9 protein-coding genes are annotated in these 12,061 nt (G+C 62.2%); 7 read left to right on the top strand and 2 right to left on the bottom strand.

Annotated elements, in window-relative coordinates; all coding sequences use genetic code 11:
- Positions 1 to 35: 35 nt before the first annotated feature.
- Together ABIB73_RS11225 and ABIB73_RS11230 are read left to right on the top strand one after the other, a co-directional pair.
- Entirely contained in the window at positions 36 to 1,337 is a 1,302-nt protein-coding gene (locus ABIB73_RS11225) for an MFS transporter (RefSeq protein ID WP_354223925.1), read from the top strand.
- A 255-nt stretch (positions 1,338 to 1,592) separates the two neighbouring features.
- A complete protein-coding gene (locus ABIB73_RS11230; protein ID WP_354223927.1) occupies positions 1,593 to 4,178 on the top strand; it encodes an EAL domain-containing protein in 2,586 nt (861 codons plus the stop codon).
- Between the two features lie 57 nt (positions 4,179 to 4,235).
- Here the strand turns inward: ABIB73_RS11230 and ABIB73_RS11235 are convergent, their stop codons facing one another.
- Positions 4,236 to 4,484 (bottom strand): hypothetical protein, encoded by a 249-nt coding sequence (locus tag ABIB73_RS11235; RefSeq protein ID WP_354223929.1) that lies wholly within the window; start codon positions 4,482 to 4,484, stop codon positions 4,236 to 4,238.
- A 112-nt stretch (positions 4,485 to 4,596) separates the two neighbouring features.
- On the opposite strand from ABIB73_RS11235, the gene ABIB73_RS11240 reads away from it, so the two are divergent.
- The 4 genes from ABIB73_RS11240 to ABIB73_RS11255 all read left to right on the top strand — a co-directional run bounded on the left by ABIB73_RS11240 (position 4,597) and on the right by ABIB73_RS11255 (position 10,019).
- A complete protein-coding gene (locus ABIB73_RS11240) occupies positions 4,597 to 4,779 on the top strand; it encodes a hypothetical protein (RefSeq protein WP_354223931.1) in 183 nt (60 codons plus the stop codon).
- 650 nt (positions 4,780 to 5,429) lie between these two features.
- On the top strand, positions 5,430 to 6,395 hold the full coding sequence (locus ABIB73_RS11245) for a class I mannose-6-phosphate isomerase (protein ID WP_354223933.1): 966 nt from the start codon (positions 5,430 to 5,432) through the stop codon (positions 6,393 to 6,395).
- On the top strand, positions 6,383 to 8,659 hold the full coding sequence (locus tag ABIB73_RS11250) for a glycosyltransferase family 4 protein (protein ID WP_354223935.1): 2,277 nt from the start codon (positions 6,383 to 6,385) through the stop codon (positions 8,657 to 8,659). The genes ABIB73_RS11245 and ABIB73_RS11250 overlap by 13 nt, the downstream gene beginning before the upstream one ends.
- Before the next feature lie 43 nt (positions 8,660 to 8,702).
- Positions 8,703 to 10,019, top strand: coding sequence for a glycoside hydrolase family 130 protein (locus ABIB73_RS11255; RefSeq protein WP_354224284.1), 1,317 nt, complete (start codon positions 8,703 to 8,705; stop codon positions 10,017 to 10,019).
- A gap of 45 nt (positions 10,020 to 10,064) precedes the next feature.
- Here ABIB73_RS11255 and ABIB73_RS11260 read toward each other — a convergent pair whose 3' ends face one another.
- The gene (locus ABIB73_RS11260; RefSeq protein ID WP_354223937.1) at positions 10,065 to 10,676 is read right to left on the bottom strand and encodes a TetR/AcrR family transcriptional regulator; all 612 of its coding nucleotides are present in this window, start codon (positions 10,674 to 10,676) and stop codon (positions 10,065 to 10,067) included.
- Between the two features lie 129 nt (positions 10,677 to 10,805).
- On the opposite strand from ABIB73_RS11260, the gene ABIB73_RS11265 reads away from it, so the two are divergent.
- Positions 10,806 to 12,038: a cytochrome P450 gene (locus ABIB73_RS11265; protein ID WP_354223939.1), complete on the top strand. Its 1,233-nt coding sequence runs from the start codon at positions 10,806 to 10,808 to the stop codon at positions 12,036 to 12,038.
- Positions 12,039 to 12,061: the final 23 nt, after the last annotated feature.

The raw sequence follows: 12,061 nt of genomic DNA on the forward strand, positions 1-12,061 counted from the left end.
TCGGAAGAACCGTCTAGGGATGAAATAAACTCAACATGCGGCTTCCGTTCTTCTACGGCTGGGTGGTGGTCGCGGTGACCTTCGTCACCATGGCCATTGGCGTCAACGCGCGCACCGCCTTTTCATTGTTCTTTCCTCCCATCATCTCCGAGTTCGGCTGGGAGCGCGGCGTCACCGCCGGCGCCTTCTCCTTCGGCTTCGTTGTATCGGGCATCGTCAGCCCGCTGATCGGTCGCCTGATGGATCGCGCCGGGCCGCGCGCGGTGATGGAGCTTGGCGTCGTGCTGATGGGCGGCGGGCTGCTGCTCGCCCCACTCACCAGCCAACCCTGGCATCTCTACGTCACCATCGGCGTCATGGTCGGCGCCGGCTCCGTGTGCCTCGGCTATTCCGGCCAATCGCTGTTCCTGCCGAACTGGTTCATCCGCAAGCGCGGCTTCGCCATCGGCATTGCCTTTGCCGGCGTCGGCATCGGCTCGGTGACGCTGCTGCCGTGGGTGCAGCACATGATCGAGCAGACTGGTTGGCGCACCGCCTGCACCGCGATGGGCCTGATGATCCTGATCGTGCTGGCGCCGATCAATTTGTTCCTGCACAAGCGCCCCGAAGACATCGGCCTTCGGCCGGACGGTGAAGCCGCGCCATCCGCCGGCGCTGCAAAGCCCGTCTCCAACATCGTCGATCCGGTCTGGGCTGGCACCGACTGGACGCTCCGTCGTGCGCTCGCGACTGCGCGATTCTGGTGGATCGCGCTCGGCTATTTCTGCGGCCTGTACATCTGGTATGCGGTGCAGGTGCACCAGACCAAATTCCTGCTCGACATCGGCTTCAGTCCGAACGTCGCGGTATGGGCGCTCGGCATCGTCAGCCTGCTCGGCATTCCCGGCCAGATTTTGCTTGGCCATGTCTCCGACCGGATCGGGCGGGAATGGGTGTGGGCGATCAGCTGCGCCGGTTTTGCAATCTGCTTCGCGGCGCTGATCGCGCTGAAATATCAGCCTTCGTTCTGGCTGGTCTATCTGATGGTGTTCACGCAAGGCGCGCTCGGTTATGGCCTCACCTCGATCATGGGCGCGGTGGTGTTCGAGATTTTCCAGGGCAGGCACCAGGGCAGCATTTTCGGCACGATCATGCTGGCGGCGCTGGCGGGCGGTGCGGCCGGTCCCTGGGTCACGGGTTTTCTCTACGATCGCGCCGGCGACTACACGCTCGCCTTCGCCATCGCGATCGTCGTGAGCGGCCTGTCGGCGCTGTCGATCTGGCGGGCGTCGCCGGGCAAGGTGCGGGCCGTGGCCGGCCGGCTGCACATGCTCAAGACTGGAACCGGCGCGGAATAGAGCGTTTTCGAGCGAAGTGGATTCCGGTTCGCATAAAGAAAACGCGTCAAAACAAGAATCCGGAGCCCCGTTCCGATTCCATCGGAGCGGGGCTCTGAGTTCCGCACCCACCGGATTACCCTGGTCGCTTTCGCGGAACGTTAAGCATGTCGCGTCTTGGCAGGCCGCGAGCCGGTTGCAAAAACGTCTTGGACACCATCGAAGCATTAGCTTTGGGCCGATTGCCGCATCTTCCCGATGCCTCCGGGTCAAACGATGTCCGCCTCCGATTGCCTTGTGACAGAAAGTCCGGACGTACTGCGCGCTGCGCTCGAATGCGCCGACGATGGCATCGTCATTGTCGATGGCGCGCAGCGCATCACGCATTTCAACGCCGGCGCCGAGCGGATCTGGAAGCTCGCGCGCACTGACGTACTCGGCCGCGATGCCGAGATCCTCACGCTCAAATGCCTTCAGGCCGACCCGATCGCAGACTTCCGCGACGAGATCAGCCTGGTGCGCGGTGACGGCAGCCGGATCAGGGCGACGGTCTCGCTGTCCTCCGCAACCATCGACGGTGCGACCCATCACATCGTGTTCGCCCGCGACGTCACCGCCGACGCCGAGCGTCGGGTCAGGATCGGGCTGCTCAACGCCGTCTCCGACCAGACCAACCGCGCCGTGATCATCACCGACGTCGAACAAAATATCCGTTACGTCAATTCGTCCTTCACGACGCTGTTTGGCTATACCAGCGAGGAAGCCGAGGGCCGGCGCGCAGCCGAGCTCATTGCCGGCTGCCACACCAACCGCACCGCCGTCGCCAAGTTCGTCAAGCGGCTCATCGATGGCGGCCGGCGCGGCGAAGTCGAGACGCTGGTCTATAACAAGGACGGCGAGGAGATCTGGGTGTGCGCCCGGATCGATGCGTTTCGCGACAAGAAGGGCCGCGTCAAGCACATCTTCGCCCTTCTCGAGGACATCACCGAGACGAGGCAGTTGCGCTCGCTCCAGCAGCTCATCATGAGCGCGCTGGCCGACGAGGTGCCGATCACCGAGATCGCCGACCGGCTGTGCCGTCGCGTCGAGGAAATCGCGCCGGACGTCGTCTGTTCGCTGCTTCACGTCGATTCCGCCGGATTGATCCATCCGCTCGGCGGTCCCAGCCTGCCCGAGGACTATTCGCGCGCGCTGGACGGCATCGCGATCGGCCCGAATGTCGGCTCCTGCGGCACCGCCGCCTTCTACGGCGAGCCGGTTCTGGCCGAAGATCTCGACACCGATCCGCGCTGGCAGCCCTACAAGGCGCGTCCGCTCGAAGTCGGCCTGCGTGCCTGCTGGTCGACGCCGATCAAGGCCAAGGACGGCCGTGTCATCGCGACCTTCGCCTTCTACTTCCGTGAGCCGCGTGCGCCGAGCAACTGGCATCGCCGGATCGTCGAGGCCTGCGTCAATCTCGGCGCCTTCGCGATCGAGCGCAAGGAGGCGCGCGCCGAGATCGCGCGGCTCGCCTATCACGACATCCTCACCGGCCTGCCGAACCGCGCGCAGTTGCGGCATCTGATCACCACCGCGATCGACGCCTGTCCGACCGGCAGCCATATCGCGCTCGCCTTCCTCGACGTCGATCATTTCAAGGATGTCAACGACACGCTCGGTCACGCCGCCGGCGACGAGCTTCTGATCCAGCTCGCGCAGCGCCTGCGCGAGCATATCGGGCCCGAAGACATGCTGGGGCGGCTGGGCGGCGACGAATTCGTCGTGCTGCTGCCGTATCGCAACGCCGAGAGCGCCGAGCGCGTCGCGGCCGAGATCACGGAGGCGCTCGCCGCACCCCTGCGGCTTGGATCCAGGCAGTTGCAGATGTCGGCCAGCATCGGCATCAGCCTCTATCCCGATCATGCCACCGACATCGACACGCTGATGCAGCAGGCCGACGCCGCGATGTACATGGCCAAGCAGGCTGGCCGCTCCACCCATCGCCTCTTCTGCGCCGAGATGAACGGGCTTGCCGAGCAGCGGCTGGCGCTGATCGCCGCGCTCCGCCGCGCCATCGCGGATGGGGCGCTCACGCTCAACTACCAGCCGCAGATCCGCAGTTGCGACGGCGCCATTCACGGCGTCGAGGCGCTGGCGCGCTGGCACGATGCTGCGCTCGGCGACGTCTCGCCGGCAAAGTTCATCCCGCTCGCCGAGGAATGCGGCCTGATCGAGCAAATCGGCCTGTGGTCGGTGCGCGAAGCCTGCCGGCAGATGGCGAGCTGGCGCCGCGCCGGGCTCAACATACCTACCGTCTCGGTCAACCTGTCGCCGATTAATTTCCGCCATGTCGCGCTCGCAGCGCGGCTCGCCGATATCCTCGCCGAGTACGCGCTGCCGGCGGACGCGTTGATGCTAGAGATCACCGAAGGCACATTCATGCAGGACGGTGCCGCCGCGCTGGAAACGATGCAGGCAATTCGCGCGCTCGGCATCGGGCTCTCGGTCGACGATTTCGGCACCGGCTATTCCAGCCTCAGCCGGCTCGCGCATCTGCCGATCCGCGAGTTGAAGATCGACCGCAGTTTTATGCGCGATATCGAGAAAGACGCAGGCGCCGTTGCGATTGCCACCGCCGTGGTGCGCGTAGGCCAAGGCCTCGGCATGACCGTCGTGGCCGAGGGCGTCGAGACCGAGGGACAGCGCAAGATGCTGGCCGAGCTCGGCTGCGACGTCGTGCAGGGTTTTCTTTATGCGCCCGCGCTCGCCCCCGTAGCGTTCGAGCGCTGGCTGATCGAGCACTGTGCGGAGCAGGCGAGGGCGATGCTGGGGCGGCTGGATCTGGCGCCGGTCGATGTGGTTGCGGTGAAGCGGTCGGCTTAGGGCGCGCGAGTTGTCTCGTCGCGTTGACATGGCACCCAGGGAAAACGCCTATGGCAATCACACCGCGTTATAACGCGTCGCACTTCTGACCGCGTCGTCGATCTCACCAGCCAGCTCGTCTGCGCCTATATGATGGAGATCAGTTGCCAATGACGATGCCTGTTCGGCGCTCATCGAGAGCGGCTGGTCAATGTCATAGCTGAATTTGATGCGCCAGATCTCGCCGCGATTTCGATGAGGCTCGATGAGCACCACGGGAAGATCGGGCAATCCGTTCTGCAACAGCAGCAGCGACAGGCTGGTCATTGGAGCCAACGCATCAGGTTACTCCAATTCGCGCCTAGTTTGGCCGCCTTTGAAGTCGTGGCAGTGCATAGTGAACGGTTAGCAGGCTTGCCTTGCTGTCATCGAAAATCAAATGATCCGTCAAGGCCATTTCCGCGCGCATCGCATTGCAGCAGAAGATCATCCATGGACCGAAAAGGGGGAGCTTGCTCACGGACCGATAAAGCTCGCCACATTCGATGGTCAGGTCCTGCTGGCCTTGCGCGCTCGCCAATTCGAACCGGGATCGAATCTCTTGCCGGAAATGATCCATTGAAACCATGCGACATCCGATAGCCGTTCCGAAAAGTGGATCAGCCAGCCAGGTTGGGATTGAGAAAGCGTCCCTCGTCAAATCAGACGTCAGGTCTTGTGACCATAGAGCAATGCCAACATAAAGATACAGCTAATAAAGCCAATCTGGTTGATGCTCTCCTCTCGCTATTGGGCGACGACGTTCCTATGTAGCTTGTATCACCGCCCGCCCTTGGCTGTTATCGGTGACTGAGAGCGTTGCGCTCCCGCCTCAACCAAGAAGGCGGTTGGATGTCTGATACCCCAAAATTCAAGTCTCGTGGGTGGTTGGTGCCTCCGGTGCCGCTGCCTGTTTTCATTGTTCTGCCGGTCGCTGCGTGGGCCGTTATGCATCGGGAATCCATTTCAAATTGATCTGCAGCCACGATCTCGCACTCAGATCGGTCAGGAGGTTACTTGGCAAATACAGCAACGATCCGAAACTCGAACGGACTTCCGGCCACATTCGCTGGATCGAAGACCGGGCAGGACGACGCCCCGTTTGTTTTTGTCAAAGTCGGCGGTGAAGAACGCCGCATGCGATGGGCTGAATGGGATGCGCTCCCGCCCTGGACCGGCCCGCGTCCTGCACGAACAGTCAACGACTGAACGCACAGCCTTCGGGAGGCCAGCTTGACGATCGACCATGCCATGGTGCGAACCAAGCCGAAGCCCTGGGGCAGCTTCGATCTGCGTCCCTGGAGCTCGGCGTCGACCAGCGACGGCCCGATCGGGGAATTGTGGTTTGAACGCCCGGGTCTTGCTGCGCCCAAGACGGCGTTGCTGCTCAAAATACTCCTCACCACCGAACCGCTATCGATTCAAGTTCATCCGGATGATGCGTTCGCGCGCTCGATCGGACTTGCCAACGGCAAGACCGAAGCTTGGTACATCGTCTCCGTCATCCCCGGAGCCAAGGTCGCGGTGGGACTGAACTATCCGCGCTCCGCCGCCGAGTTGCGAACCGCTATCACCGATGGCTCGATCGCCAATATCGTGCATTGGCACCCGGTTCATCCAGGCGACGTCATTTTCATTCCCGCTGGAACCATTCATGCGATCGGCGCTGGCATCGTGCTCGTCGAAATCCAGCAGCACAGCGATGCCACGTTCCGGCTGTTCGACTATGGACGAGAGCGCCAACTGCACATCGAAAACGCCGTCGCGGTGGCAACGGCGGGCCCTCGCGAAATCCAATCGCCTCCCCAACGATTGAGCGGCGCGCGAACGGCCCTCACCGTCAATTCTTACTTTGCGCTGGAGCAAATTGACCTTGCTCCGGGTTCCGTTTGGATGCTCGACGCACCGAAAGAGACCTGGCTGCTGGCGATCGAAGGTCACGCCCAACTCGGCTCGATGAAGCTCGCGCCGGGTGCCGGCGTTTTCCTGGAAGCCGACCATGCGGACATCGAGGTGGGTGCGAACGGGTTGAAAGCGCTGCTGGCCTATCCCGGCCCGAACGTAAACCACGGTGCGTTAACCGAGCGGCGCGCTGCGGGCGCCAGCCGTGGACCACACGCTTCTCCATGCGCCCCGGTCCCGACCTCCTTCGATACTGCCGCGCTCAAACAAACGGAGACGCCAAATTGGCTGCCGTAAATCGTATCGCATTCATCGGAAACTCGCTTCCGCGCCGCTGTGGTATTGCTACCTTTACCACCGACCTGCAGAGCGCCATTGCGGCCTCCCGAGGGGATCTGGAGACTGTCATCGTCGCGATGACCGATCACGGCCAGGTCTACGATTATCCCCCTACGGTGGGCCTGGAGATCAACGACGACCGGCAAGATGATTATGTCCGTGCGGCCGCCTACCTGAACAGCGGCGGCTTCGAGGTCGTTTCGCTGCAGCATGAATTCGGCATTTTCGGCGGCGAAGCCGGAGGTCAGATCATGGCCCTCTTGTCACGCCTGACCATACCGGTCGTGACAACGCTGCATACGGTCCTGTCCGAGCCGACACAGGTTCAGCGCGATGTCATCGCACGCATCGTCGAGGCCTCATCCAAGGTCGTCGTGATGGCTGAAAAAGGTCGGGAGTTGTTGCGCTCGGTCTATCACGTGGCTGACGAGAAGATCGAAATCATCCCGCACGGCATCCCGGAATTCGCGTTCGTCGAACCCGACGCGGCCAAGGCTGCGCTCGGATTCAGCAACAAGTCGGTCATCCTGACATTCGGGTTGCTGTCGCCGAACAAGGGCATCGAAGTCATGATCGATGCGATGCCTTCGATTCTGAAAACCCGACCCGACGCCGTTTACGTCGTGCTCGGTGCGACGCATCCCAACCTCGTGCGCGATCAGGGCGAAGCCTACCGTGAGTCCCTGATGGCGCATGCGCGCCAGGCCGGAGTCGAGCATCACGTGGTGTTTCTCGATCAATTCGTCGATCAGAAGACGCTGCTCGATTTCATCTCGATGTCCGACGTCTACGTAACGCCGTACCTCAATGAAGCCCAGATGACATCGGGCACGCTCGCCTATAGTTTCGGCCTCGGTAAGGCCGTGGTTTCCACCCCGTATTGGCACGCCCGCGAACTCCTGGCCGATGGCCGGGGCATTCTGGTTCCGTTTGGCGATGCAGCAGCGCTCGGCATTGAAATTGCCAAGCTGCTCACCAACGATGTGCTTCGGCAGGCGATGCGCAAGCGCGCTTATTCGAGCAGCCGCGCGATGACATGGGAAAGAACCGCCGAACGTTATATGTCGGTATTCGAGAACGCCGGGCGCCGGCATCGGCTCAAGACCATTGCGCGCACGGATACCAGCACACTGCTGCGCGACAGTCGCGCGCCGCCGGAAATGCAACTCGGCCATTTCCTGTCGATGTGCGACGACACAGGATTGTTTCAGCATGCCGTTCACAGCGTGCCGGACCGTGCCCACGGCTATTGCGTCGACGACAACGCCCGCGCACTGCTTGTGGCCTGCGCACTCAACAATCCGGGCGAACAACGGCTGCCGGAAGCCCTGACAGCGCGATTTGCCGCCTTCGTCCAGCATGCCTGGAATCAGGACATACGACGATTTCGCAATTTCATGGGCTTCAACCGTTGCTGGTTGGAGGACAAGGGATCGGAGGATAGCCACGGACGAACGCTCTGGGCCTTGGGCGTATGCGCGCTGACCGATATCAACCCGTCGCGGCGCTCATGGGCCGCCACGCTGTTTTCGGAAGCGATGGCGACGGTGGAAAGTTTTAGTTCGCCCCGTGCGTGGGCGTTTGTGTTGCTTGGGCTCGATGCTTACTGCTCGGCTGTTCCGGACGACTTCCACGCGACCCGCCTGCGTGCGGTGCTGGCCGATCGATTGATTTTGATCTTCGACACCGTGGCAACTGGCGATTGGGTCTGGTTCGAGGATGGGTTGGCCTACGATAACGCTCGCTTGCCCCAGGCACTGATCATCACCGGCATGGCCAGCAAGACGTCGCGTTATGTCGATATCGGCTTGGAGTCGCTGCGCTGGCTTGTGAACCGGCAAACCTCGGCGAAGGGCCAATTCCGCCCGATCGGCACGGCCGGATTTGGTGATCGACGCCAACCGCCGCAAGCCTTCGACCAGCAGCCGCTGGAGGCTGCGGCGACCATCGCGGCATGCCTCGCCGCATGGCGCGCCGATCACGATGTCGATTGGAAAGCCGAAGCCGCACGGGTATTCGCGTGGTTTCTGGGCAGTAACGATTTGTCAGTCTCGCTGGTCGACCTGGAAACTGGAAGCTGTCGGGATGGCCTGCACCCCGACCGTCCCAATGAGAACCGGGGAGGGGAATCCGTGGTGTCGTATTTGCTCGGCCTTTCCGAGATTCGACAAATTGCCCGCCTCAGCGAAAGCCGCGCCAAGCCTGCTCCGCTGGTCGCCTGACGGCGCCGATAGCGATTTCCTCCTTCAACCAACCGAGGCCGTTTTGTCGCAATCTCCCTTCCTCAAACGCCAAGCCCTTCATTTGCGGCCGGACCCGACCCGTGTGATCGTTCGGCCTTTCAAGCCGGCAACGGAGCCGCGCGACCTCAATCCGACGGACAAGACCCGCGCCAATCATATCGTCGAACGGGTCCTCGCGCTCGATCCCGAGACGGCTGACCGTCAATTGGCCGACGTCCTCGATAACTTCCTCGGCCGTCACCGCAATCTGTTACAGACTTTCGAGGCACGTGCCGCGGAAATGGAAGCGGCGCTGGCCGACCATGCTGTCTTCACACAGGTGCAGCGCCAACTCGTGGGCGCCTATTTTCTCAACGAATATTCGTTCGAGGCCTCGGCATTGTTCAATCCGAGTATCGTGCCGCATCCCGATCAGTCCGGAACGCCGGAAGGCAGCCTCCGCTTCATCCTCAGTCTTCGTGCCGTCGGCGAGGGCCATGTGTCTTCCCTGACATTTCGCTCGGGGTTTATTGCGGCAGACGGCGCCGTAACCATCGACCCTGCGGCGCGTCTTGCATCCAGTCCCGATCTTGTCGGGCTGACATCGGGCGCCGGCGGCGACGATATTGACGTCACATTCGCGGCTGGACAAGATTTGAGCGAGCGGGTGATTTTTCCGGTCACCGAAGCGCAGTCAAACGGGATTGAGGACGCCCGCTTTGTGCAATTCAGCAGCGCCGGACAGAAGATCTACTACGCGACCTATACCGCCTATAGCGGACGGGCGATCCGGTCGGAGCTGATCGAGACATCTGATTTTGTATCGTTCCGGCTATCGACCTTGAAGGGCAGTGCCGCGCGCAACAAGGGCATGGCGTTATTCCCGAAAAAGATCGACGGCAGATATGCGATGATCGCGCGCCAGGATAACGAAAACCTCTATCTGATCTTTTCCGACGATCTCCATACGTGGGACGGCGGCCAGCCGATTTTGAAGCCTCGATACCCCTGGGAATTCGTGCAGATCGGCAATTGCGGATCGCCGATCGAACTCGACGTGGGGTGGCTGCTGCTGACGCACGGCGTCGGCCCTGTGCGAAAATACTCCATCGGGGCCGCGTTGCTGGACAAAAAGGATCCTTCGAAGGTGCTCGGCCGCCTGCGCGAGCCACTATTGCGCCCAGACCCGTCCGAACGCGAAGGATATGTTCCGAACGTCGTCTATACCTGCGGCGCGATGCGCCACCGCGACAAGATCATCTTCCCTTATGCAATCTCGGACACCTTTTGCAATTTCGCGACGATCGAGATCGCCTCCTTGATCGCGGCTATGGACAGTAGCCCATTGGAACAATGCTAACCGTTCTCGAAATCAATCAGGTATGAGGACACGCCCCAGCCGCCTTCACTCCGACGCCAGTCCCGTCCTGCGCCTCAGATCCGTGATCGCGCGCAAAAAACTGTCGGCCGGCGTTGTCTCGGGATCGATCAGCCGGTGCAGGCGAAAACCGTCTTCCAGAGCCAGCACGACGGAGGCCATCCATGGCGGGTTCAGCGTGTTGTTCTGGCTGTTGCCATTCAGCGTGGCCTCGACGATGTCGGCGATCAGCTTGCGCCGCGCGCGCAGCCGCTTGGCGAGTTCGGGCCGTCGCTTCTCGGCGCGCGCGACGTAGAGGATCATCTCCATGTGCAGCAGCGGCGAGCGGCCGAGCGGATCCTGCCGTGTGCGATCCATCGCCTTCAACGCCGCGATGAAATCATCGAGATTGCTGTGCTGCGCGAGGATGTCGAGATTGCGCCGGATCGATTGCTCGACGTGGTCTTCGAGCATGGCGATGATCAGCTCGTCCTTGCTCTTGAAGTTCGAATAGAACGCGCCGCGGGTGAAACCGGCCGCAGCCGCGATCGCCTCGATGCTGGCGCCGCCGATGCCGTCCTCCTCGAACATTCGGGCGGCTGCCTCGAACAGCTTGTCGCGCGTGTCGTCCCTGGTCGGCCTGGTTCTCACCCTTGACATCGGGACAGTTTAGGGCAGAATGCAACTCGATACAACAATGTATCGAGTTGAAAATGTCAGGGATGGTTACGCTGCGGATCGGGGGCGACCGGCGTATTCGTTTCATGCGGCAACCGATGTGAGGTCACCATGAACGAGCAAGTTCAACCCGCAAGCGGCGGACCGCTTTTCAATCCGTTGTCGCCGGACTTCATCCGTAATCCCTATCCGCACTACGCGCGGCTGCGCATCACCGATCCGGTCCACGTTTCGCCATACGGCTCGTTCGTCGCCAGCCGCCATGCCGAGGTCAGCCTCGCGATGCGCGACAAGCGCTTCGGCAAGGACTTCGTCGAGCGCACCAGGCGCCGCTACGGCCCGCAGATCATGGAAGAGCCGGTCTTCCGCAGCATGAGCCACTGGATGCTCCAGGCGGATCCGCCCGATCACACCCGCCTGCGCGGCCTCGTCGTGAAGGCTTTCACCGCGCGCCGGGTCGAGGACATGCGTCCGCGCATCCAGGAGATCGTCGATCAGGCCATCAATGCGGTGATCGACCACGGTCACATGGACCTGATCGAAGATTTCGCTTTCCGCCTGCCGGTCACCATCATCTGCGACATGCTCGGAATCCCTGAGGATCATCGCGAGGTCTTCTACAACAGCTCTCGCGATGGCGGACGGCTGCTCGATCCGGTGCCGATGTCGGCCGAGGAGATCGCGAAGGGCAACGCCGCCAACATGATGGCGCAGATGTACTTTCAGCAGCTGTTCGAATTGCGCCGCCGCAATCCGGGCGACGATCTCACCACCCAGCTCGTGCAGGCCGAGGAAGACGGCAACAAGCTCACCAATGAGGAGCTGACGGCCAACATCATCCTGCTGTTCGGCGCCGGCCATGAGACCACCGTCAATCTGATCGGCAACGGCCTGTTGGCGCTGCACCGCAATCCGGACCAGCTCGCGTTGCTGAAGGCGCGGCCCGACCTGATCACGAACGCGATCGAGGAATTCCTGCGCTACGATTCGTCAGTGCAGATGACCGGGCGTGTCACGCTGGAGGACATCGACGACCTCGGCGGCAAGAGGATCCCCAAAGGCGAGACCGTGCTCTGCCTGCTCGGTTCGGCCAACCGCGATCCGGCGGTCTATCCTGATAACCCCGATCGCCTCGACATCACCCGGCCGAACGTCAGGCCGCTGTCGTTCGGCGGCGGCATCCATTTCTGCCTGGGTGCCCAATTGGCGCGCATCGAGGCCGAGATCGCCATCGCCACGCTGCTGCGGCGGCTGCCGGATCTGCGCATCGACGACGTCGCGAATCCGGAATGGCGCCCAACCTTCGTGCTGCGCGGCCTGAAGCGGTTGCCGGCGAGCTGGTGAGGTCGCCCGCGTTAACCTCCGCG

It is taken from the genome of Bradyrhizobium sp. F1.4.3 (assembly GCF_040548375.1).
GTDB lineage: Bacteria > Pseudomonadota > Alphaproteobacteria > Rhizobiales > Xanthobacteraceae > Bradyrhizobium.

Coding starts and splice junctions, on each gene's coding strand:
- ABIB73_RS11225 (WP_354223925.1), top strand. CDS start 36: ATGCGGCTTCCGTTCTTCTACGGCTGGGTGGTGGTCGCGGTGACCTTC.
- ABIB73_RS11260 (WP_354223937.1), bottom strand. CDS start 10,676: ATGTCAAGGGTGAGAACCAGGCCGACCAGGGACGACACGCGCGACAAG.
- ABIB73_RS11230 (WP_354223927.1), top strand. CDS start 1,593: ATGTCCGCCTCCGATTGCCTTGTGACAGAAAGTCCGGACGTACTGCGC.
- ABIB73_RS11265 (WP_354223939.1), top strand. CDS start 10,806: ATGAACGAGCAAGTTCAACCCGCAAGCGGCGGACCGCTTTTCAATCCG.
- ABIB73_RS11240 (WP_354223931.1), top strand. CDS start 4,597: ATGATCCGTCAAGGCCATTTCCGCGCGCATCGCATTGCAGCAGAAGAT.
- ABIB73_RS11235 (WP_354223929.1), bottom strand. CDS start 4,484: ATGACCAGCCTGTCGCTGCTGCTGTTGCAGAACGGATTGCCCGATCTT.